This is a genomic window from Kitasatospora sp. NBC_01560, from assembly GCF_045208415.1.
Classification (GTDB): Bacteria; Actinomycetota; Actinomycetes; order Streptomycetales; family Streptomycetaceae; genus Kitasatospora.
This window is the reverse complement of sequence record NZ_CP109364.1, coordinates 9,572,588-9,594,859: the sequence shown is the minus strand read 5'-3', so window position 1 is coordinate 9,594,859 and position 22,272 is coordinate 9,572,588. Positions and strand designations below refer to the sequence as shown.

The window sequence follows — 22,272 nt, the reverse complement described above, 5'->3', positions numbered from 1 at the left end:
GCTGCTCGCCTCCGACTCCGGATGGCCGACGCCCTCATCGCCGGCGGCTGGGCCCCCTCCGCCCACGTCCGCGCCGCACTGCGCAGCGTCCCGCGCCATCGCTACACCCCGGAACAGAAACTGGCCACCGCCTACGCCGACGACCTGGCCGTCGTCACCCGCCGGGACGGCACCGGGCGGGCCACGAGTTCGGTGTCCGCGCCCTGGCTCCAGGCCGACATGATCGAGAAGCTGCGGCTGCACCCGGGCGCAACCGCCCTGGAGGTCGGCTCGGGCGGGTACAACGCCGAGCTCATCGCGCACACCGTCGGGGTGACCGGGCACGTCGTCACCGTGGACATCGACCCGTACGTCGTGCACCGCACCCGACGGCTGACCGCGGAGGCGGGCAGCGGCCGGGTCCTGGTCGTCCGGGGGGACGGGGCACTGGGCGCGCCTGCCCGGCACGTGCCGCGCGGCGGTTTCGACGCCATCGTGATCACCCACAACGCCTGGGACATCGCCCCGGCCTGGCACGAGCAACTCACCGAAGGCGGCCACTTGGTGGTCCCGCTGGAGATCCACGGCTACACGCGCCGTCGCCCTCCAACGTCACGGCGACGTGCTGCTCGCACGGGACTGGACCTACTGCGGCTTCGTCCGCGACCTCGGGTCGATGGGCCGCACCACCCCGGTCGCCGACCTCGCCGACGGCGAGTTGCAGCTGCGTTTCGAGGACGGCCCGGCACCCGGGGTCTCGACGAGGCGCTGCTCGGGGTGCGGCACGAGGCGCCCACCGGCGTGCGGGTCGCCCGCGGCGAGTCGTTCGAGACGCTGCAGCTCTACCTCGCGACCCGCCTGCCCGGGTTCTGCCGTCTCGCGCTCGAGAGCGAGCGCGACACCGGGATCGCCGCCGTTCCGGGTGGCGCCGCCTCGGCCGCGCTGCTCGGCACCGCCTCACTCGCCTACCTCACCCACACCCCGGCCGCCGTAGACGGGGCCGAGTTCGTCGCCCACGCCTTCGGCCCCCTGGGCCCCGAGCTCGCCGAACAACTCGCCGACGCCGTCCGCGCGTGGGACCGCCACGCACGGGGCCGTGGCTACCCCCGGCTGACGATCCACCCCGCCACCGCGTCCGACGACGACCTCCCCGTCGGCGACCTCCCCGTCGGCGATGTCCTGACCAAGAGGTCGACCCGCCTGGTGTTCCAGTGGCCCGGACCCGACGTCACTCACCGCCCCTTCGAGACGGACGCGCCGACCATCAGGACGGCGTCATGACCAGGGTCCGGTGCTCCCGGCAGGCAGCGTTCCGTTGTCCGGCCCACGGAGGCGCGGGCGCTCGGCGCACCGATCACGATGTGGCTCGCAGGGTGTCTTCCCCGCCCGGACCGGTCCGCGCGGAGCCGGGGCCAGCTTCTTCGAGGGCCGGCCCGCGCCCTGGCGTCCGGCCGACGTCCCGTGGCCTGACGTCATCGCCGCGGACCGGGCGTCCGGTGGTGGGACAAGGTGACGACGGCTGCTCGGGCGCCGCGGACCGCGGCGTGGGCGAGCCGGCCCTTCCGGTATCTCCTGGGCACCCGCCGACCAGTTGACCTGCTGCCGGATCGCGAGGCGGGCACAGTCGCGGCCTGGCTGGCCGAACGTCCGGGGATCGAGGTCATCTGCCGTGACCGTGCTCCGTTCTTCGCAGAAGGCGCCAGCATCGGGGCACCCACCGCCGTCCAGATTGCCGACCGGTTCCACCTCTGGCGCAACCCCGGCGAGGCCGCGGAGCGTTGCATCTCCCGGCATCGTCCCTGCCTGCGTGCGACCACAGCTGACTCTGCCCTGGGGAAGCCAGAGCCCCGGGCACCGGCGGACGGCGGCTCGCCATGGCCCACCTGACACCGCTTCGCCGACCGCACCCGCGCCAAGCACGCCACCGTCCACGCACTGCTGGCCGCCGGCCACAGCCGGCGCTCGATCCAGCGTCAGCTCGGCATGACCTACCGCACGGTCCAGCGGCTGGCGGACGCCGCGACTCCGGAAGACCTGTTCCAGGGGCAGTGGCAGAACCGCAGGACCAAGCTCGACGACTTCAAGCCGTACCTAAGCGAGCGGTGGGCCGATGGCTGTACGAACGCCTGGACCCTCTGGGAAGAGATCAAGACGCACGGCTACCGTGGCGGCTATGGAGCCGTCCGCGCCTACCTACAGCCGTTTCGCACCACCCCGACCGCACCGGCAGCCCGACCACCGTCACCGCGGACCGTCGCCGGGTGGATCCTGACCCACCCCGACACCCTGCCGGAGAACGATCGACTCAGGCTGAAGTCAGCGCTCGCGCACTGCCCTGAACTGGACGCGCTCACCGGTCACGTCCGCGCGTTCGGGAGGATGATCACCGAGCTCCAAGGAGACCGGCTCCCGCAGTGGATCGAAGCGGTCCGCGCTGACGACCTGCCGAGTCTTCACGCTTTCGTCAACGGCCTGGAACGAGACCTTGCCGCGGTCACCGCCGGGCTGACCCTGCCCTGGAGTTCGGGCGTTGTCGAGGGCCACGTCAACCGGATCAAGATGCTGAAAAGACAGATGTACGGACGCGGACGCGCCGGCTTTGCGCTCCTGAGAAAGCGAGTTCTCCTCGCGTCCTGAGCCTGAACCGGCCGGCAACTACCCCACGAGTCCAAAGCCGTCCGGGAAAGCTTCCAGGAATTCACGACGACCGGGATCGGTCTCGGCCTCGGTCATTGCCTCGATCACCTGCTGGAACTCTGCACATTGGGAGTCCGACAAGCGATCCACCACCGCGGCGACACCCTCCAGTGCCTTCACCGCATCGTCCTGATCCATGTGCTCGTCGTCCGCGCTCTCGACGAACCATGCGAGGTCCACGAGCGCCTCCGCCAGGGCGCGGGTCAGCGACGGGTACTGCGACATGGACGATCCCCCAGAAGGTGATGGCTGCAGAACTCTCCGCACCCAATCACATGCGGCCGACAATACTCACTGTCACCTCGCCACAGAGGTTGGACCAGAACCTGAGTTCGGGAAGCGATCATCACAGAGGCGGGAAGCGATCTCCAACAAGCCGGGAACGCTGCTGGCCGGCACCTCTTGTGAACGGCCCTCAACACCACGCGTCTTGTCACCCGGGCCCATTGTCCGGTCGAGGGCCGTCGCCGAGCAGGCTGGCCAACCGAGGTACGGTCCCAGGATGAGCAGAACCGGCCTCCAGCTCCAGGAACTCATTGACATGGCCGTCGAGGACATCGTCGCGACCGCCCGCCCGGATGCGGGCCACTGATTGATCGCGCAGTTGGAGTCTCAAGGGCCTGCGGCGATGTGGGACGGGGCCTGCCTGTTGCTCGCCCCGCTCGCGGCCGGCCCGTCTACGGGCTACCAGCGGACAAGGCCGGCGACCGGCTACGCCTCACCGCCCGAACCGCCCGGCCTGAGTCGAACCTCGGGAGCTGATGGCCTTCACGTCGCGCCCAGTGGAGCAGATCGCCCGGGATTTCTTCCGCCGTCAGGACGAGATCCTGGCGGCGTGCACTCTCGCGGCCGCCACGGCCGGCAGCGTGCGGCCGGCGTGAGCGCGTACGTCCCCCAGCGGTCGGCGGCGTCGGTGTCCACGGACCGGAGGTCGAGGTGCTTGGCGTCCGGTGCGCTGTCGCGCGGGAGGAACGGTCCGTCGAGGGACAGGTCGACGTCGAACGCCGTGATCAGGGCGCCGAGGTCGGCCGCAGTGGTTTCGTCGGCCGATGCGCTGCGGGCGGCGTTGATCCGGCGGGTTGGCTCCCGGTACGACTCCACGGCCTGCGCCACGTCGAGCACGGCTACGACAAAACGTGGTCGGTGCTGTGCCATCCCCATCTGGTCCCCGGCCCTGAGCGTGGGCCCATTGTGGCGGTTCGGGGGTCCGGGCCCGTCCCGGCTCCGGGTGGCGGCTGGCGGCTGGCTCGGCCGGAGGATCTGTCGTCGGATGGAGGTCCTGGGTGGGGATGTTCGTTTTCTGAGTATCGCGCCCGGCTTCAGGCCGCGCGGGCCGGGGAGGCGGTTACGACCTGGCGCAGGAGTTCGGCGTTGCTGCCGGTGCGCTTCAGCCGGTCCAGGAGCAGTTCTGCGGCGTGGTGGGTGTCGAGGCCGGCCAGTGCCCGGCGCAGGGCCCAGGTAGCGGGTGTGCGGGCGGGGCCGAGGAGGAGTTCGTCGCGGCGGGTGCCGGAGGCCTTGACGTCGACGGCGGGGAAGATGCGCTGGTCGGCGAGGCGGCGGTCGAGGCGGAGTTCCATGTTGCCGGTGCTCTTGAACTCCTCGAAGATCAGGTCGTCCATACGGGAGCCGGTGTCGACGAGGGCGGTGGCCAGGATGGTCAGCGAGCCGCCGTTCTCGATGTTGCGGGCCGCGCCGAAGAGCCGCTTCGGGTGCTGGAGCGCGGCCGCGTCGAGGCCGCCGGAAAGAGTCCGTCCGTGAGCGGGTGCGGTGGCGTTGTGCGCCCGGGCGAGGCGGGTGAGGGAGTCGAGCAGGACGACGACGTCGTGTCCGAGTTCGACGAGGCGCTTGGCGCGCTCGACGGCGAGTTCGGTGAGCGCGATGTGCTCGCGGGCGGGCCGGTCGAAGGTGGAGGCGATGACCTCGCCCCTGACCGAGCGCCGCATGTCGGTGACCTCCTCCGGACGTTCGTCGACCAGAACGACCATCAGGTGCGCCTCGGGGTGGTTGCGGGCGATCGCCGCCGCAATCGACTGCAGGACGAGCGTCTTGCCCGCCTTCGGCGGTGCCACGATCAGGCCGCGCTGCCCCTTCCCGATGGGGGCCACCAGGTCGATGATGCGGCCGGTCAGCTGCTGCGGGCCGGTCTCCAGGAGCAACTGCTGCTGCGGGTACAGCGGCGTCAGCTCGTGGAACGCGGGCCGGGTCCGGGCCTCGTCGGCGCCGGTGCCGGTGCCGGTGGCGATGGCGGTGCCGTTGATCGTGTCGATGCGGGCCAGCGTCGGGCGCTCGCCGCCCGCGCGCGAGCGCATGGCGCCGGTCAGGACGTCGCCGGACCTCAGGCCGAGCGCGCGCACCTGCCCGGCGGGCAGGTGCGCGTCGGCGGGTCCGGGGAGGTAGCCGGAGGTACGCAGGACGGCGCTCCCCTCCCGGATGTCCAGCACGCCGGCGACCGGAGCCAGGTCGCCGGCCGCGGTGCTGTCAGGCTGCGCCGCAGGCCGGTCGGGGTTCCTACCCGTCCGCGGCGACGGGAAAGCGGGTCGGCGGCCGCCGGTGTGCGCGGTACGGGGCGCGGCCGTCGGGGTGGCCCGGCGGGCGGCGGAGCGCTCGGCCGTGATCGCCTCGACGAGTTCGGCCTTGCGCAGGCGGGTAGAGCCCGGGATACCCAGGGCGGAAGCGAGTTGGTGAAGATCGGTCTTCAGCAGGCCGTCCAGCGGTCTGCTGATCAAGGATTCAGTGGTGGTCGTCACGAGACGGTACTCCTGTGATGGGAAGGATGTGGTGGTGTCGGCGCGGGGAACGGGGGGCACCGGCCAGTGGCCCGGCCGACCGGTACCAGGCCGGCAACTTCGCGCCCGGACAGGCGCGGGACAGGCGGTGGGGGCGGGGCCCCTCGCCGGGTGGCGGGGATCCCTTGCAGACGGAGCCGGCGGTCCGGCGGTGAGGATCCGCCTGGACGCTGCCGCGGGTCGACGGCTCATGGACGCTGACGCCGTACCGGGCACGGAGCCCTCTGGAGGCGTAGCAATCTGTCGGTTTCCGAGGCCACCGTGGTGTGTTTCGGAAGAAAGGGCGCCTGGTCCCCGCACCTGAGCGGTGGGCATCCAGCATCGCCAATGGCGATGGTAGCACGACCGGGCTCGGAACGCGTAATGGTGCGGTCGTGACTGCCGCGCCGCTGGACGGCCCCGGACGCGGCCGGGCATCGCGGCTGGTGCTCCGCCGGGTGGCCCGTGGTTCTGTTCTGCAGGTCGTAACCCGGCGGTTCACCCTCCAGGCGTTCGTCCGTGCGCCCGTTGCGCCACCTGGAACCTCGATCGGCCGCTCGGCGCCTGGATTCGCGGTGTGCGCGCCGTGGGACGTGGTGTCGACGGGATGGGTTCGTCACCTGCCGGCCGGGACGGGGCCCAGGGTCGCCCGCGTCGCTGGTGGTACGGGAGAGGGGCGCGGGGTGGGGTGGAACGGGACGGACGGAGTTCTCGGCCGGGTGCGGGCTGTTGTTCGCCGGGCGCCGTGGTGGAGCGCGCTGGCGGTGGCGGCGGCCGGGTGCACGGTGCTGCGGGTGGGCGGTCCATGGCACGGCAAGGACTGACATCTGGTCAGAGCTCGTACGGATAGAGAGCGATCTTCTCGCGCTCGATGAAGAGCTCGACCCACGTGCCGTCAACACCCTCGGGCGGCGGATCAGCAAGGTCCAGCAGAATCTGCGAGCCATCGAAGTCCAGCACGGCTGCACCGTCCACGGTTAGGTCCAGTCGTCCGCGCAGGACAACGCAGTGCTCTCCAGGTCGGACTCCCGGTCCGACGCCGACAGCTGGTTTCGCGTTCCGACCCCAGGCGATGTCCTCATCGACCGTCCACTCAACGTGGTACTCGCCCGGCTTCGCAGCCTGGTCACCGCACCAGCGCACCGCTGTCCCGCCGAACGGCGTCCGGACCTGAGCCAGCCAGGGACTCCAAGGAAACTTTGAGACCTTCACCAGTTCGACCAGCATCGTTCGATCATGCAGCATCCACGTTCCTGCCGAAACCCGTGAAGTTTGGGCGCTGCCTGGCACAGGTTCGCCGGAACATGTGCGCTTTGGAGAACGACTCGTTCGAGGCGATCGCCACGCTGTTCTTTTCATCCCGTGCAGTCAGAACCTGGAAGAGGGATTCGGCGCCGCGGCGGTCGAGTTCCACGCAGCCGAGCTCGTCGGTCTATGCCGATATCCGCATGGACCGACCTGTGCCGATACCGCGACTGTGCCGAAGGCGGCGCTTGACGTCGTTGATCCGATGCTCAGGAGGCAGGTTCGTCGTCGGCATGGTCCGGAGTCAGGTCGTACTCATCGACGTCGAGGACGGCTCCGGTGCGGTGGAGAAAGCCGAGCACGTCGCGGCCGAGATGCCAGCCGAACAGCTTCGGGGCTTCGGCGGGGGCATCGCTGAGGGGATGGTCCTTCGGACCGGGTCCGTCGTTGAAGTAGCGCACGACCTCAAGGACGGCGCTCGGGCCTTGGGGGTCCTCCGCGTCCAGGCGCCGGGCAAGAGCGGCGATGGCCTCGGCGTGCGGGGCGAGTCGTTTGAGCACGCGGGCAATCTGCTCGTCGACGGACAGGCCCGGTTCACGACAGACGATCTTCCAACGGTGCACGACCGGGATCGGCTTGGGGCCGGGGATGCGGCTGCCACGGACGACCGTTTCGTCTGGTTCCAGCCCGAGGACTGCGGTCATTTCCACTGCGGAGGTGACGTAGCTGGACAACGCGAAGTAGACGTACTGATCGACGGGCATGCAGGAAGAATAGGAGTCAACTCGGTCCGTGGCTTGCCAATTTTCGGCCGCGTGCGTGTTTCTGGAGTACCGCCACAGGCGGTCGAGGAAGGCGAGGACCTGATCGGTGGGCCGGCCGGGCAGTGACCGGTGCGGTGCAGGCGAGTCGGATGAGACCCGGGCCGCCGTGCACGCCGCCGCGACCGAACTGCCGGCCGAACTCAGGGCCCATACCCGGCCGCCGTTCGTCCTGGCGGGCACCGAAGGCGAGCGGCTGATCCGCCTCTGCTTCATCGCCTCCCACTTCGAGCGGATCCTCCGCGAGGGCACCCGTCCGCGGGCCTCTGCTGCAGGCCGACCCTGGTACGACACTCCTGGACCTCCTTGACCTGGTTTCCGACTTCGCCCTCGCCGACATCGGCGCACAGCTGCGACTGGCCGTCGAGGACGAGACGCTCGGCCGGACGATCGACCGCCCCGGCGCGAACGACCCCGTGTTCGACGAAAGCGTCGAAGTCGGCAGCACGGACGCCGACTTGGCGAGGTCAGTGGGACATGCCGTCTGAAAACCCCTTGCTCTCCGGTCCGCCTGCTTGGTGGGATGCGGGGGCTTCGACAGCGGGAGGGGGCAGCTTGGCGGTGTTCGGGTGTGCGGGCTGCGGTGCGGTTCTGACGGCGGCGGTGTCGGAGGTGGCGTTGCCGATCCACCTCGCCGACACCCACTGGGAGAAGTTGCACCCACCACTGCTGGAGGCCGGCTCCTACGCCGTCGACCCCGCACCGTACGGGCCGCCGTGGCGGCAGTGGGACGAGGTCGGGGCTCGCGAGGCCGCAGAACGGGGGCGCTTCGCACCGTTCGGCGCGCTGTCCGACGGGCCGTCGGACACCGTTCTCCTCGCGCCCGGCGACATGCGTAACACCGGGCTGATCCTCGAACGGGCCGATGGATACTGCATGGGGATCGACGGGAGGGACGGGCCGAACCTTGCCTGCCTGGGCTGTGATCTGCCGGTGGGAACGAGGATGGACGACTGCGGGTGCTGGCAGGTCGTCCGGCTCGACCCGGAGGCGGTCGTGCGGCTGCCCGGCCCGCCGGAGCGGCCGATCATGGATTGGGCGGAGCTGCTGGCCACCGGCGCGTTGTGGCACCGGCTGCACAAGTACCGGGACATCCCGGCGGGCGTGGCGCTCGCCCAGGTGGTGGTGGCCGCCGGGGGCGCCCCGATCGAGGTGGCGCCCGGGCCGGTCGGGGAGCTCCTCGGCCGGGCACTTGGCTCGCTACTGCCCGCAGGGGAAGGTGCGAAGCGGCTGGACCTGGCTGGGCCGGGGTTCGGCGAGCCGGCCACGGACCTGGTGCTGGTGCCTATCCATCCGCAGACCGGAGACATGTGGCAGCCGCGCGCCGGGGCGGTGCCGGTACCTGTGGATGCCGCGCTCTGGGCCGAACTCGCCTTCCCGCCCCACCGGACCCGGCTGCCGGTAGTAGGCGGGTTGCCCGCAGGCGTGGAGCGGGACGATCCGCTGCCGCCGCACTCGTGGTATCCGTTCCAGCCGTCGAGAGAGGCCTTCCGGTGCACGCTCGCGCGGATGCCCGCCGTCAGGGAACCGTGGCTGCGGGCGATCTACGACCGAGGGTGCTGACCCGTCAGAGGTCTCGCGGACCAGACGTTGGGTTCGACGTGGACGGCGTGATCATGGACCGTGTCCCAGCTGGGGCGAGGGAGCCATCGTCAAGACCTGTGGATGGGGTGGTCGTCTTCAGTCCGGCTCGGACGGGTTGATGGCGACGAGTTCGACCTCGAAGCCGTCGGTGTTCTCCAGGTAGGCGGCGTAGGTCTGTTCGCCGCCGGCATGTGGGTGGCGGTCGGGGAACATCAGGCTCCAGCCGTGTCGCGGCGCCTCGGCGACCAGCACATCCACGGTGCCGGGATCCTCGACGTGGAAGGCCAGATGATTCAGGCCGGGCCGACACCTGTCGTGCTCGCCGGCGGTGAGGGCGCGGGACTGCTCGACGACCAGGTAGGTCGCTCCGAGCCGCCAGCTGCGGCCGTTGTCCCAGCTCTGGAAGAGCGTGTAGCCCAGGGCATCCAGCAGCCAGCCGAAGGACGCGATGGCGTGCTCCAGGTCGGGCACCCAGATCTCGACGTGGTGCAGCATCCCGCCGGCCAGCCGGGTCATGCCGCCACCGCCGCGGCTGACTCGACCGGCTTGAACACCATGGCCAGACCCGCGGCCCTGCTGCCCTCCCCCTCGGTGACCTTCGTCCGCCGCCGGACGGTGAGGGACCTGCCGGGCAAGGCCTGCTCGGTGATCGATCCCGTGGTCAGGACCATGGGGCGTCGCAGTCTCTGATGTCACTCATGTCGGGGTCCAGCATGCTGCGCAGGCAGCGGTGGAGACCGTATCCCTCGCGGTTTCCACCGCGCGCATCCATGGGAGCGGCGCCATCAACCGGGCTGTCTCGTCGGTGGCGAGGTCGTCCACCGGGGCGACCCCGGCCCCTTCCGGGAAGCGGTCCCATGGCACCTCCTCAAGCAGGAACCCGTCCTTGGCCTCCGGACGGATACCCGCCACCACCGCGCGAACGTCGAGGGGCCCACCTGTCCGGTCGAACGGATCCCCGTCCACGAACGCTCGCACCACCTCCCGATACGCCGGGTCGTCCGCCCGGTCCTGGCCGGTCATGGTCAGGAGCCGTCGTTGGCAGAGTGGAGAACGGCCTCGGCGATCTCGCGCGCGCGATCCCGGGTGATGCCCGTCCTCTGCTCGACGGCAAGGGGGTGATCGGTGGGTTCGAGCTCGATGAGGGGACGTTGACCGACCGGCCTCGTGTAGAGGTTGGTCTTCAGGTTGATGGTGCTGGACGCATAGATGGGAAGCTCGGTGGTCAGCCAACCGAAGTACGGCTTCTCGGATTCGCGCCCCGGCGTGTCCCAGAGATCTGCGGCGCGGGAGAAGTTCTCGCGGCTCAGGGAGACCCAAACGCCCCAGGAGAAGACGTCGCTGCTGCCGATGACCGGTATCTCGATCAGGCCCTTGACGAAGTAGTGCTGTGCCTTGATGACGCACTGATCCGGCGAGAGCAGGCAGTCGGGAGCCTCGTCGAAGCTCGGGTCCCAGACGTAGGGGGCCGTTGTCGAGTAGCTCATCGGCAACTCTGCGTGGTGCTCGCCGCAGCACGAGCAGGTGAACCCGGTATCACTGGTCATGAGCAGAAGCCTAGTGATCAGATCGGACACCCGGAGCGGGTTCGGAGCGAGAAACGATCACGTACAGCGTGGGAACGCGCTCTGCTCAGCGCTTGTGTAGGCCCTGATCAGGGAGTTTCGTCGGTGCCCCGTCCACCCGGGGCGGCATCGCGTTCACCTGGGCCCGCAGCTCCAGCAGCGAGGCCGGCTCCGGCTCGGGCTCCGGCGCCGCGAGTGCAGCCGGCCGTCGTCGTCAAGGACGATCTGCGCGTTCACCGGCACCCGGGAGGCCACCTCCCGGTAGGTGCCGTCCGGCAGATCGGCCCACGCCGCCAGGTGCTCGCCCGGTCGGCGGTCCCGTGGCAGTGGTGCCGTGCCGTGTCGTCGCTCGGGTTGAGGTCGGGGATGCCGTCGGTCGTGGGGCCGCTGGCACAGCGTGAGCTCACTGCTCGCCGCTGTGTGGATCACACTACGGGCGGAGGCCGACCGTGCCAATGCCGGGCCGGACGTGGCCGAGCGGGAGTGGAGCGAGCGGCCATCGCCCGCTCGCGCGTGGGCGAGGGCCGGCCCCGGACGACGACGCCGTCGCGTTCGTGGGCCGGCGCCATCCAGTCGCGGCGCGCCCGTCCCGTCCGTCACGCTCACACACCACCACCGACACCTGGTCAGAATCCGTGACACCGCGACCCTCCGGCCCCGTACGATCCGCTGCAACGACCCCACACGGCCCGACGACCGGCACCACGAAACCCGGCCGCCACAACGCGCAGGAAGGTTTCATGGGTACCAGGCGAAAGACCGGACAGAGGCGCAGCGGCAACCCCTCCCTGCATGCCGGCGGACAGGGTGAGGACGCCCCGGGGCCGGCCATGGTGCCCGTCCCACCGCCGACGCCTGCACCACCGAGCTGCGTCGGTACGCGCATTCGGTCGGCCGCCACAGCGGGCACTCCGACCTGGAGTACTCCCGTGACTACCCCCGCTGGAGGGCGATGACCGCCGCCGAGGCCCGCGCCTGGATGGCCGAGCGCACCGGCCCGAAGGGTGGCCGCTCCTACAGGACCTGCCGCCGCTGCGCCCCCACCCCCTGAAGCCCGGGACACCCGGCAGGACCCACGTTGCTGCCCGCCCACAACGCCCAGCTGCCGTGCGCGAGGCCCGAGGCGCGAGAGCGGGCCCGCGACAACACGTGACGAGAGAGCACGAGGAACGAACCATGGCGCAGCAACCGGCGACGGTGGACGGCATCGTCGAGCGGATCCTGTTCGTCGGCAGCAACGGGTTCACCGCCCTGCGCCTGGGCCTGGAGGGCGGCCGGAGCCTCACGGTCAAGGGCGAGGTGCTCGTCGGCGTCCAGCCCGGCGAGACGCTGCAGCTCACCGGGACGCACGCTCAGCACCCTTCCCACGGGGCGGAGTTCCACGCGGTGGAGTGCCGCTACGTCGAGCCGGCCACGATGCACGCGATCCGCAAGTACCTCGCTTCGGGCCTGGTGCGGGGCATCGGCCCGAAGCTGGCCGATGCCATCGTCGACCACTTCGGGCTGGACACCCTGCAGATCATCGACACCACCCCCGCCCGGCTCCGCGAGGTCCACCTGATCGGCGAGGCCCGCTACGCCGGCATCGTCGCCGCCTGGCAGGTCCACCAGGAGATCCGCCAGCTGATGGTGCTCCTGCAGGGCGCCGGCATCTCCCCCACGTACGCCCCACGGATCGCACACTACTTTCGGGTGGAGCGGCAGGAGGCCCACGACGTCGCCGACGTGCTGGAGATCGTCCAGGAAGCGCCGTACCGGCTCGCCGAGGTCTACCGGATCGGTTTCGCGACCGCGGACAAGCTGGCCCTGTCCCTGGGCTGGCCCGAGCGCAGTCCGGAGCGGCTGCGGGCCGCCCTCGTCCACACCCTGGAGGATTCCGCGGTCCGCGAGGGCCAGACGTTCCTGTACGACACGGAGCTGTTCCGCGCGACGGTGGAGAACCTTCGCGACGAAGGGCTGGCCGGTCTCCTGCCCGCGCAGCTGGACGCGCTCACCGCCGAGCGCCGGGTGGTTGTGCAGGACCTCCCCCACCGCGGCCGCCTGCGGCCGGCGGTGTTCACCCCGCGTCTGCACGCGGCGGAGACCTCGGTCGCGGCGCGCATCGCCCGGCTGCGGGCCGCTACGACGCGCCTGGCCCCCCTGCGTCCCTGGCACAACGAGCCGCTGCCGCTCCTGGACAGCGCCACCCGGCTCACCGAGGAGCAGGAGGCGGCGGTGCTGATGGCCGTCACCGAGCCCGTGTCCGTGCTGACCGGCGGCCCGGGCTGCGGGAAGTCCTTCACCGTGAAGGCGGTCCTCGACCTCGTCGAAGCCGTGGGCGGCCGGGTCGGCCTGGCCGCGCCCACCGGGCGCGCAGCGAAGCGCCTGGAGGAGATCACCGGCCGGCCGGCGAGCACCGTGCACCGGATGATCGGCAGGCCGAGGGACGAGGAGAACACCGGACCGCTGAGCCTCTTCGACGCCTACGACCCGCTGGATGCGGACCTGGTCGTGATCGACGAGGCGTCCATGCTGGAGGTGGCCCTGTTGGACCGGCTCCTCGGCAAACTCGCCCCCGGCGTCCATCTCCTGCTGGTCGGGGATGTCCACCAGTTGCCGAGCGTCGGGGCGGGCCAGGTCCTGCGCGACCTTCTCCTGGCCCCGGAGATCCCGCGCACCCACCTCGGCACGACCTTCCGCCAGGACAGCGCCGGCGCCATCCCCCGTAACGCGGAGCGGATCAACCGGGGAGAGGAGACCGTGAACGGCGGAGAGTTCTGGTTCCTGCCCGTGCCGGACCACAGGATCACCAACACCGTCGTGGACCTCGTCACCCACAGGCTCCCCGGCAAGTACCCCGTCCGGACCGGCGACATCCAGGTCCTGGCGCCCGCGACGAAGGGCCCCGCCGGCACCCGCGACCTCAACCTGGCCGTCCAGGCCGCCGTCAACCCCCACCAGGACGGCTCACCCCAGCACTTCGCCGACGGCCGCCCCTTCCGGCTCAAGGACCGGGTGATCGCCGTCCGCAACGACCCGCGCAAGAATGTCCTCAACGGCACCACCGGCACCGTCAGCGCGATCGACGACAAGGAACGCCGGATCCACGTCACCATGGACGACCAGGTGACCGCCGTCTACGGATTCGACGAACTCGACGAGCTCCTGCACGCCTACGCGATCACCGTCCACCGCTCCCAGGGCAGCGAGTACCCGATCGTCGTCGTGCCGCTCACCATGGGCTCCTCCTACCTGCTCCTGCGCCGCAACCTGCTCTACACCGCCGTCACCCGCGCTCGCCGGCTCGTCGTCGTGGTGGGCGACCGCGAAGCCCTCGCAACCGCGATCAAGAGGCCGGCCGACCCGCGGAACTCCTCGCTGACACCACGGCTCCACGAAGCCCTGACCGGCAACGTGATCCTGCCCCGCCCCACCCGCATCCCCGACGGGCAGGCCGCTCTGTACTGATCCTCCATCGCCTTGACTGCGGCACCCCACTGCCGCTCCACCGACGATCACGCCGCCCCGGCCCGACCGCCGCACGGTCCGGTTCATCGGACCGGCGCTTCGCGCCGAGGCGGAGTTCCTGGAGGTCGCCCTGGGCCCGCCGATGACGGCAGCCGGCATGGCGCGGCCTGCGGACCGCCCGGCCCCCGCCGATGCCGGTGGGTGAGCGGGTCGCCTCGACCGACCGGAAGTCCTACTGCGGTTGGGCGTGGTTCAGCGGTCCGCCGGCGGAGGTTCCTGGGACGGCAATCCCTGTGTTGGCGTCGATGGTGACGACGAGGAGCGTGGCCTTCTGCTCGCCTTCCGGCGTCATCATGCTGATCATCCAGCGTGGGTGCCAAGCGCCGCTCTGATCAGCCTGGGCGAGAAGTTCCGCGCTGGTGACGACAGCCCCTGGGTGCGCGGCGGTCGCGGTACTGCGCGCGGTCTGCTCGGTGACGGTCGCCTTGGGAAGGGCAGGGGGTTCGACATGCCGTGCGGAGAACGAGCTGACCTGCCCGCTTCCGGTGACGAGCATGTCCAGGCGCATCGGCATGAGGACGCCGTCGACGCGGGAACGCCACTGGACCGTCCTGGCTCCACCGGCGTTGGGCTGCACGTCGGTGCCGGTGTGGCTGCCGGCGAGTGCCCAGGGAAAGTGGATCTCTACGAAGCGAGTGGCCGAGGCGACCGCCGCGGCATCGGTGAGTTCACCCGGGGCCTGGTCGGGAAGGGGCCCGACGAGGCCGGTGGTCGGTTCACCGCCCGGCCAGGACAGAGTCAGGCTTCCCGCTTCCCCGGTGACGTTGATGACGCCTGGCTGGCCGAAGGTGCCGGCGACGTACTGGACGGACTTGGTCCTGGCCGCGGGGCCGAAGAAGTCCCCGAATGCCTTGGCGGCCGCGGCCCGCTGCGCCGGTCCGGCCAGGGTGCTCTCCGTGACGTCGGCGGAGATGACCGTGACGAACGGTACGACGGCGACCGCGAGAACGGCGACGCCGCCCGATCGGGCCATCGAGCCGCGTGCGATCTCGTTCCTGGACGTGAGCAGCGGCTCGACGCCGTTCCGGCGGCTCCAGAGGAAGGCGAGGCCACAGCCGACCGCTGTTCCGAGGGCGTTGTCCCACAGGTCGGCGGTGTCGCAACTCCGGCCGACCCCGGGGGTGACGGCCTGGACCGCCTCGACGGCCGCGGAGAGCAGGGTGAGCGCGACGCCCGTACTGACCGGCCGCCGGACGAGGAGGGCCGTGAAGAATCCGGCGGGCACGAAGAGGGCGATGTTCATCAGCCCCTGGGTGCTCGACATCGCACTGATCAGATCGCGCTGGACGGTGCACAGGAGGGGCGCCGGCGCACCGGGATTGATGGGGTAGAGCGTGGCGGTGAGTACGAGGGCGGTCGAGACACCGACGAGCATGGACAGGAGGAGCGGGGCGGAGCGCCTTCTGGCGACGGCCGCGGCAACGGCTGCCGAGGCGATCAGTGCGGCGAGGAGGGCCCAGAGCAGCCCGGTCTCGTTGTTGAGGACAGCGCGGATCATGCTGATGGTGCTCCGGTGGGTGGAAGGCGATGGGCCCGGCTCCTGGGCGCCGGGCCCATCGTGGAGGCAGGGGGTTCAGCAGACGGTGACAGTCGCGTTCTCGAATGTGCTCCGTCCCCGGGCGGCCATCCATCCGACGATGCTCTTGCAGGCGTTGAACCCGAGGCCGTAGAACCAGCCGTCCTTCGTCTCGCCGGCGGACTGGTCGAACCAGCCGCCCTCGTACGAGGTAGTTGTCCGGGGTGCGGGCGACCATCCGCCGGAACGCCCGGTCCCGCACGGTGTACGGCGGCGATGGTCTCCTGCCTCTCCCACCTGTGCCGGCGCGGCGGCCGGGACAGGACGGGGGCGACGGTCGGCTCGCTGCGCCCGGCGATGACGCAGGAGATGATCGTCGGGAAGCGGACGTCGAAGAACGACCACCGTTCCACGGGCCGGGAGGGGCAGGCTCAGCAGGCTCCGGACAGCCTGGTCATCGCCCCTCCTGCTGGATGGCGCTGTCGGTGGCGGGCCGTAGGGTGCGTAGCGGTCCCGAGAAACCGCCGTGCGGTGCCGGACCGCCGTGCGGTGCCGGGGCCGTTCGCGTTCCGGCGCGCGCGCTGCGCTGGGCGCCCCCTGTGCGCCGCTGAGCCCCCTGGCGTCGACGCAACGCGGTGGCCAGGATGGTGGGGTCGTTGTCCTGTGCACGAAAGGGGGCCTGATGGGGGCTCACGAGAAGCCGCCGCCGACGCCGGACCCGTCGCAGGGGAATCCGCCGCCCGGGAACGCCGACGGGCAGGTGCCCGTGCCGCTGCCTCCCAGCGATCCGAAGCACGGCAAGAAGTGAGCGGGCCGGCCCCGTGGCGGGCGCGCCTGGACGAGGCGATGGCTGCGCGCGGGGCCTGGCCCGAGCGGTCCCGGTGGTTGCGCAAGGCGGTGACGGAGCTGCCCCGTGATCTGTTCGCGCCGCGGGTGTTGTGGCGGTGGGACGGGCGGGCCTATGTGGCGGTGGACCAGGACACCGATCCGGACGGATGGCTGCGGGAGCTGTACGGCGGGCAGGACGCGGCCGCGGTGACCCAGGTGCGCGGGGGGTTGCCGTCGTCGAGTCTGTCCGCGCAGGGTGTGGTGGTCGACATGCTCGACAGTCTGCTGCTGGAGCCCGGGCACCGGGTGTGGGACATCGGCGCGGGGCAGGGATGGAACGCGGCGCTGGCGGCGTGGCGAGTCGGCCCGGGCCGGGTGGTGTCCACGGAGGTCGACGAAGGGCTCGCCGCGTTCGCGCGCGAACGCCTGACCGCGGCCGGCCTGGAAGTGGAGGTCGTGGTGGCGGACGCCACCACGGTGGTGCCGGATCGTCCGGTGGACCGGCTGATCGCCACCTACGCGGTTGAGCGGGTGCCGTGGGCGTGGGTGGAGGCGGTGCGGCCGGGCGGGCGACTCGTCGTTCCCTGGGGCCGGCTCGGACACGTCGCCCTGGACGTCGACGACGACGGCGCCGGCGCCACGGGGTGGGTGCAGGGCCTGGCGCAGTTCATGGCCGACCGCACCACCGGCCCCGTTCCGGCGGCCGGTCACGCCGGGTACGCCGCGGTGCGCGGAACCGACGCAGCGGAGGTGAAGCGGGTGGTCGACCGGGACCTCGCCCCGCTGCGCGACGACTGGAACCTGCGGTTCGCGTTGCGCGTCGCCGTCCCGGACGCCGTGGTCGTCACCGGCGCGGACGAGGACGGCGTGTCGGCGTGGGTGCACGACGGCGTCCGGTCCTGGGCGGCACTGTCCGCCGGCGGCGACGGCACGGCGACCATGTACCAGGGCGGGCCGCGCCGGGTCGGGGACGAGCTGATGATCGCCTGGGCGATGTGGGAGGACCTCGGGCGGCCCGGGCCGTACGACTACGGGATGACGGTCCGGCCGCACGGCCAGTTCATGTGGCTGAACGACCCGGTGAACGGCCCGCGGTGGGCCGCCGGTGGTGTCTGATCCGGGTGCGTTCCGGGCTCTGCTCGGGTCCGGACCGTGCCGGTCGGCGTCATGCCGTGGCGGTTCCGAGCGTGGGCGGTCGGTTGCTTCCCGCAGGCGGCGGAACCGACGGGCACCCGGTCCTGTCGATCAGGGGCACGGACATCATCTATTACGGCGAAGACCTTGCCGACTGCATCAGCCGCGAGTTCGAAGAGGGGAACGAGTATCCGGAGACCTGGAACCCACAGGCCACTGTTGCCTTCTGGCAGGACGTCGTTCGGTAGTCCATCTGTCGTGCTACCGATCTCAGACGCGGCCTGACGGTCGCTGAGGTAGGTCACAAGGAGCAGGATCAGTGCGGCGACGACCCGCTCCACAAGCGGGACCTCGTCGCTGATCATGACTGTCCGGATCGGGGCGATGCGCCGGTACTGGCCGATCGGGGCCGGGTGCTCGGCGCGGACCGTGGGCACACCACGGGTTGGGGAACGTCCGCCGGTCGAACGCCTCGAAGTTGCCTGCCCAGGTCTCCCCCCACATGCCCGGGTCGTACGCCAGGACGCGCACCCGCCCGCAGCGTCCCCCTGCGTCCCTTGGGCGGCCTGCGGGTGGACCCGGCTTCGTATGGATTCGGATCCTCGTACGGGCATGACCAGTCCCGCTGTCAGCAGTGCTCTTCCAGGTAGAGCATGCGGCGGTCGGCATCCGCACGGAACTCGTGTGCAAGGTAGCGTCCGGCCATCCGCCTTCCGCCGGGCCCCTTGTAGTCGTCCTTGACCTTGTCCCAGAGCATCGGGCGCTCGCCATCGGCGACAAGCCGCGGGCGGGTCCCGCCGCTCTCCCCAAGTAGGACGGTCGTGGCATGGTCCTTCAGCAGCCGGCGCACAGCGCGAAGATCGACTCGCTTCTTCCGAAGCAGCCACTCGACGCGGGCATCGTCCAAGAGCTTCACGGGCGCCCCGAGCTGATCCGGGTTCATGTGGAAGGCCTGCATGGCGTGAGTATTCGGCATCACCATGGGTGAGGTCATCCAGCCTTGTTGTCGAGCACGTCGTCCGGAAGGCGGCAGCTACGGATCCAGGTGCCGCTGCCTTCCCGGAAAGGGATCCACCGGAAGATCGTGGGTTCGGGTATCGAACTGGGCGCGCGACTCCGTGACGCCGAGGGCGAGCCGGGCTGTCGCGGCCAGCAGGCCCTCGGGGGCGGTTGTGATGGCGGAGGCTGTGATCACAGTCGCGGAAGCGCGATCGCTGACATCGCAGCCGGCCCAGCCGTGGCCACCGAGCTCCCAGGTCAGCCGGAGATCAGTAGGCGCCGTTCTGCCGGCGGAGAAAGTCACGGACGTCAGCGGCGAGATCGGCCATCTGCTGTCCTGCTTCCAGCCAGGTCGTGATCGAGGCTGCCCAGGTCTGGCGGGCCGTGAGGCGAGGCTGGATCGACCAGGTGACGCAGACGTGCCCGCCGGAGTGGAACGTCGCGGACAGCGCGAGATGGTTGGTCTGCCAGGTGCGCTCGCCATCCCACCCGCGAAAGTCGGCTGCCAGACCGTCGAGGAAGTCGAAGAGGTACTCGCCGTCCCAGACCCACACCTTCACGTCCTCGACCCGCGCGTGCAGCCCCTCGCCTCGGAGGCTGACGCTGAAGGCGACCCCGTACTGATCCGGATAGTCGCGGTCGGTCAAGGTCACGCACGCGCGCGGATCTTCGCTGCAGCGAATGACCACCTCGGCGGAAGGCGCGGCGTCAGGGTTGTCGGCATTCACCCGGCGAACAGTAGGCCGTCGATGCGCCTGGTGTCATGGCAATTCCTGTCTCGTGGGCTCGGTAGAAGAAACCGAAGCGGATCGGGCTGATCGCCTTGATCGGCAGAGGCGCTGAATGCTCGTCGGGGCAATGGCTGTAGAGTCCAGCCGCACACAGTCCTACTCGACGAGAGGGTGGATACCGTGCCAATCAGTGAGCGACTCGAAGGACGGATCCGGCGGGACTTCCCCGAACGCGGTTCCGCGCCGGAGATCTTGCGCATACTCGATGCTCTCCCCGACACCGCCGGCTATGACGCCAAGATGTTCGAAAGCGAGCGCCTGCAAGCCGCCATCGTGGTGCTCGCCCAAGGGAGCATCCGCCAATTCAGAGAAGCCGTCCGACTTGCGTCGACGGACTGGCGCGACCTCCTGGTGGCTGCCGAACTCGCCGACGCAGACTGGCCGGATCGTCTGAGCGCCGAACTTGGCCCTGAGCACCCTGATCGTATTTGAAGGGTCACGGGCAGGCGTCCGTCCAGTACGCAGGGCGGCGACTGCGAACCCGGCTGTGTCGTGGTCGGTGCCCACCACCACAAAGCCGGTGTTGCGCCCGCGCCGCCACCGTCAAGAAGGCGGACCGAACCGGGCGGCCGTTACGCGCAGGCCTCGGCCATCGCGTACAGCGCGGTCTCCTCGAGCTCGGTGACGGACCAATCGTAAACGTGCTCGGTTTCGGTCCAGGTCCGGGAGCAAGTGCACCAGTGGCCGGTGACCGGTGGCCGGCGGACGCCAGACCTCCGGCGGCCTACGTCCTGGCAGCGTTCTGCCGCCACCATGAGCTGTCCCTCTCAAGCACTTCCAGAGCTTCGCGCCGCTGTTCTATGTGGTCGACGAACTCGGCCGGCAGCCTGACGCCATGGTCGAGAACGTAGTGGGCGAGCCCTTCCGGCCAGAGGTAGTAACCGTCAGTGAGATCACGGGAACGAGCGCGACGATCGCGCCGAGGGCGATCTGCGCGGTGAACACCCCGAGGAACAGCGGCGCGTCGCGGAAGCTGCGGGAGACCGACGTTCGACACCCACCGCCTCACCGACCGCGTAGCCGGCCGACAGGGGGACGACGGCGCCGGCCAGGGCGGAGGCTCCGACGAGTCCGAGGGCGAACAGCAGCTCTGCGCCGTGTCCGGCGACCGGCTTGAGTGCTTCGGCGGCCTGGGCGGCGGATTCGAGCGGGCCGGTGCCGCCGATCGCGGAGGCGGTGGCGATGATGATGGTGAGGCTGATCAGGCAGGCGAACACGGCGCCGACGACGGCGTCCGCGCGGATCAGCTTGTAGTCCTCGGGCTTGGCGCCGCGGTCGACGACGCCGGCGGCGGCGTAGAACTGCATGTACGGGCTGACGGTCGTACCGATCAGCGCGACCGCGAGCAGGATGAAGTCCTTGCTCGGTTCGATGTGCGGGACAGCCAGGTGCTCGCCGACCTGCCCCCAGTCGGGGTGGCCGAGGACCATCGCGACGGGGTACGCGAAGAAGGCCAGCGACATGATCAGGAATATCCGTTCGGCCCACTTGTAGGAGCCGAACAGCACCAGCGCCCACAGCAGGACGGCGGCGGGCGGGATGACCGCCCACTTGGGGACGCCGAGGAGCTCGAACGCGGCGCCGATGCCGGCGAACTCGCTGACGACCAGTCCGGTGTTGGCCAGCCCCAGGCAGAACACGGCGAGCGCGGTGAGGCGGAGGCTGAACTGTTCGCGGATCAGCGCACCGAGGCCCTTGCCGGTGTGCGCCCCGAGCCGCACGGCCATCTCCTGCACCATGACCAGGGCGATGGTGACCAGCACCATGAAGAACAGCGTGCCGTAGGCGTACTGGGAGCCGGCGCTGGCGTAGGTGGCGATGCCTGCGGCGTCATTTCCGGCGTTGGCGGCGACCAGGCCGGGGCCGGCGATCATCGTGACGGCCGCGATGCGGCGCCAGCCCTTGCGGCGGGTGGGCGAGGCCGCGGCGACGGTCGGCGCCGCGGTGACGGTCGGCGCCGCGGTGACGGTCGGCGCCGCGGTGACGGTCGGCGCGGCGGTGACGGGGGCGGTGTCGAGGTCGCGGGTCACTTGAGGAGCCTCCGGAAGTGCAGGCGCCCGCGCTCGGGCAGCAGGGAGTCGAGAATGTCGTCGGCGAGGATCCGGCCGATCGGGCGCCCGGTGCCGTCGACGACGAGCAGGGAGGTGGCGCGGGCGGCGACCAGCCGGTCGGCGGCCTCCGCCAGGCGGGTGTCGGGGCGGACCGTGACCGGTGGACCGAACTGGGCCAGCCACTCCACCAGATCTCCGACCACGGCCGTGTCCTCGGCGACCGCCAGTTCGAACAGCGGGACATCGCCCACCAGTCGGCCGTCGTCGTCCAGCACCACCACGGAGTCGATCTCGGTCCGGTGCTCCGCCTGCGCGGCCAGCTCCGCCCGCACCTCGGCGATCGTCTGCGCGGGCCGGGCGGTGACCAGCACCGTGGTCATCGCGCCGCCCGCGGTGCCCTCGCGGTGCGTGAGCAGTGACCGCAGCTGGGATGCCTCGCCGGCCGGCATCCGGGCGAGCAGGTTCTCGCGCTCGCCCGGCTGGAGGTCGCGCAGTGCGTCGGCGGCCTCGTCCGGCGGCTGGGGCGAGGCATCAGGCGGCACCGGGGCAGCCACCTCCGCGCCCCTGGCTCGCGCGGCGGTCCGTACCCGGGGTGACACCGGCGCACGGCAACAGCTCCCGCCGGGCGGGCCCGGTCGGGAAGAGTCGCTGCGAGTCGAGCGGTTCAGGGGAGAAGAGGCTGCCCCGGGCCGATGAAGGACGGCGAGGACAACACGAGGAAGGGCCGACTGTGGCCCGGACTACTGTCCATCCCGCCTCCTCCCGATCCGGCCACGATCCGACGTCGCAG

At 70.8% G+C, this 22,272-nt stretch carries 22 protein-coding genes and 2 pseudogenes; 8 read left to right on the top strand and 16 right to left on the bottom strand.

Features of this window, described 5'->3' with window-relative positions:
• The first annotated feature begins 21 nt into the window (after positions 1-21).
• The 3 genes from OH807_RS40985 (at position 22) to OH807_RS40975 (ending at position 2,616) form a co-directional block, all read left to right on the top strand.
• On the top strand, positions 22-1,260 hold the full coding sequence (locus tag OH807_RS40985) for a hypothetical protein (RefSeq protein WP_406210529.1): 1,239 nt from the start codon (positions 22-24) through the stop codon (positions 1,258-1,260).
• 228 nt (positions 1,261-1,488) lie between these two features.
• Positions 1,489-1,866, top strand: coding sequence for a transposase (locus OH807_RS40980; protein WP_406210526.1), 378 nt, complete (start codon positions 1,489-1,491; stop codon positions 1,864-1,866).
• Between the two features lie 96 nt (positions 1,867-1,962).
• Positions 1,963-2,616 (top strand): transposase, encoded by a 654-nt coding sequence (locus OH807_RS40975; RefSeq protein WP_406210522.1) that lies wholly within the window; start codon positions 1,963-1,965, stop codon positions 2,614-2,616.
• Between the two features lie 18 nt (positions 2,617-2,634).
• Here OH807_RS40975 and OH807_RS40970 read toward each other — a convergent pair whose 3' ends face one another.
• The 6 genes and pseudogenes from OH807_RS40970 to OH807_RS40945 all read right to left on the bottom strand — a co-directional run bounded on the left by OH807_RS40970 (position 2,635) and on the right by OH807_RS40945 (position 7,450).
• Complete coding sequence (locus OH807_RS40970) at positions 2,635-2,901, bottom strand: hypothetical protein (RefSeq protein ID WP_406210519.1); 267 nt, start codon at positions 2,899-2,901, stop codon at positions 2,635-2,637.
• Positions 2,902-3,444: 543 nt separating this feature from the next.
• Entirely contained in the window at positions 3,445-3,831 is a 387-nt protein-coding gene (locus tag OH807_RS40965) for a hypothetical protein (protein ID WP_406210516.1), read from the bottom strand.
• Between the two features lie 164 nt (positions 3,832-3,995).
• On the bottom strand, positions 3,996-5,654 hold the full coding sequence (gene rho, locus OH807_RS40960; RefSeq protein WP_406210513.1) for a transcription termination factor Rho: 1,659 nt from the start codon (positions 5,652-5,654) through the stop codon (positions 3,996-3,998).
• Between the two features lie 618 nt (positions 5,655-6,272).
• Positions 6,273-6,668, bottom strand: coding sequence for a hypothetical protein (locus tag OH807_RS40955; RefSeq protein WP_406210510.1), 396 nt, complete (start codon positions 6,666-6,668; stop codon positions 6,273-6,275).
• A 58-nt stretch (positions 6,669-6,726) separates the two neighbouring features.
• Positions 6,727-6,870, bottom strand: a pseudogene (locus tag OH807_RS40950) (ATP-binding protein); the annotation flags it as partial.
• An 85-nt stretch (positions 6,871-6,955) separates the two neighbouring features.
• Positions 6,956-7,450 (bottom strand): DUF4279 domain-containing protein, encoded by a 495-nt coding sequence (locus OH807_RS40945; protein WP_406210508.1) that lies wholly within the window; start codon positions 7,448-7,450, stop codon positions 6,956-6,958.
• A 166-nt stretch (positions 7,451-7,616) separates the two neighbouring features.
• Here OH807_RS40945 and OH807_RS40940 point away from each other — a divergent pair, with 166 nt between their 5' ends.
• Together OH807_RS40940 and OH807_RS40935 are read left to right on the top strand one after the other, a co-directional pair.
• Complete coding sequence (locus OH807_RS40940) at positions 7,617-7,817, top strand: hypothetical protein (RefSeq protein WP_406210505.1); 201 nt, start codon at positions 7,617-7,619, stop codon at positions 7,815-7,817.
• Positions 7,818-8,119: 302 nt separating this feature from the next.
• Positions 8,120-9,070 (top strand): hypothetical protein, encoded by a 951-nt coding sequence (locus OH807_RS40935; protein WP_406210502.1) that lies wholly within the window; start codon positions 8,120-8,122, stop codon positions 9,068-9,070.
• Positions 9,071-9,187: 117 nt separating this feature from the next.
• On the opposite strand, the gene OH807_RS40930 is transcribed toward OH807_RS40935, so the two are convergent.
• The 5 genes and pseudogenes from OH807_RS40930 to OH807_RS40910 form a co-directional block, all read right to left on the bottom strand.
• Positions 9,188-9,607, bottom strand: a complete 420-nt coding sequence (locus OH807_RS40930; RefSeq protein WP_406210498.1) for a VOC family protein — start codon at positions 9,605-9,607, stop codon at positions 9,188-9,190.
• On the bottom strand, positions 9,604-9,762 hold the full coding sequence (locus OH807_RS40925; protein WP_406210496.1) for a hypothetical protein: 159 nt from the start codon (positions 9,760-9,762) through the stop codon (positions 9,604-9,606). Before OH807_RS40925 ends, OH807_RS40930 begins: the two co-directional genes overlap by 4 nt.
• A 25-nt stretch (positions 9,763-9,787) precedes the next feature.
• Entirely contained in the window at positions 9,788-10,114 is a 327-nt protein-coding gene (locus OH807_RS40920) for a hypothetical protein (protein ID WP_406210494.1), read from the bottom strand.
• A 2-nt stretch (positions 10,115-10,116) separates the two neighbouring features.
• Positions 10,117-10,638 carry a DUF2199 domain-containing protein gene (locus tag OH807_RS40915; RefSeq protein WP_406210491.1) on the bottom strand — a complete coding sequence of 174 codons (522 nt, stop codon included), beginning with the start codon at positions 10,636-10,638 and terminating at the stop codon, positions 10,117-10,119.
• A gap of 130 nt (positions 10,639-10,768) precedes the next feature.
• A pseudogene (locus OH807_RS40910) lies at positions 10,769-10,962 on the bottom strand (hypothetical protein); the annotation flags it as partial.
• A gap of 870 nt (positions 10,963-11,832) precedes the next feature.
• On the opposite strand from OH807_RS40910, the gene OH807_RS40905 reads away from it, so the two are divergent.
• Positions 11,833-14,103, top strand: coding sequence for an ATP-dependent RecD-like DNA helicase (locus tag OH807_RS40905; RefSeq protein WP_406210489.1), 2,271 nt, complete (start codon positions 11,833-11,835; stop codon positions 14,101-14,103).
• Positions 14,104-14,335: 232 nt separating this feature from the next.
• Here the strand turns inward: OH807_RS40905 and OH807_RS40900 are convergent, their stop codons facing one another.
• Positions 14,336-15,661: a VanZ family protein gene (locus tag OH807_RS40900; RefSeq protein WP_406210486.1), complete on the bottom strand. Its 1,326-nt coding sequence runs from the start codon at positions 15,659-15,661 to the stop codon at positions 14,336-14,338.
• 864 nt (positions 15,662-16,525) lie between these two features.
• Between OH807_RS40900 and OH807_RS40895 the strand changes: the two genes are divergently transcribed.
• Positions 16,526-17,623, top strand: a complete 1,098-nt coding sequence (locus OH807_RS40895; protein WP_406210483.1) for a methyltransferase domain-containing protein — start codon at positions 16,526-16,528, stop codon at positions 17,621-17,623.
• 646 nt (positions 17,624-18,269) lie between these two features.
• Here OH807_RS40895 and OH807_RS40890 read toward each other — a convergent pair.
• Complete coding sequence (locus OH807_RS40890) at positions 18,270-18,635, bottom strand: hypothetical protein (RefSeq protein WP_406210481.1); 366 nt, start codon at positions 18,633-18,635, stop codon at positions 18,270-18,272.
• 274 nt (positions 18,636-18,909) lie between these two features.
• On the bottom strand, positions 18,910-19,368 hold the full coding sequence (locus OH807_RS40885) for a DUF6228 family protein (protein WP_406210478.1): 459 nt from the start codon (positions 19,366-19,368) through the stop codon (positions 18,910-18,912).
• Positions 19,369-19,551: 183 nt separating this feature from the next.
• Between OH807_RS40885 and OH807_RS40880 the strand changes: the two genes are divergently transcribed.
• Positions 19,552-19,863, top strand: coding sequence for a hypothetical protein (locus OH807_RS40880; protein WP_406210476.1), 312 nt, complete (start codon positions 19,552-19,554; stop codon positions 19,861-19,863).
• Positions 19,864-20,324: 461 nt separating this feature from the next.
• Here OH807_RS40880 and OH807_RS40875 read toward each other — a convergent pair whose 3' ends face one another.
• Both OH807_RS40875 and OH807_RS40870 read right to left on the bottom strand, forming a co-directional pair.
• Complete coding sequence (locus tag OH807_RS40875; protein ID WP_406210474.1) at positions 20,325-21,461, bottom strand: NRAMP family divalent metal transporter; 1,137 nt, start codon at positions 21,459-21,461, stop codon at positions 20,325-20,327.
• Complete coding sequence (locus OH807_RS40870; RefSeq protein ID WP_406210471.1) at positions 21,458-22,024, bottom strand: CBS domain-containing protein; 567 nt, start codon at positions 22,022-22,024, stop codon at positions 21,458-21,460. Before OH807_RS40870 ends, OH807_RS40875 begins: the two co-directional genes overlap by 4 nt.
• Positions 22,025-22,272 lie beyond the last annotated feature (248 nt).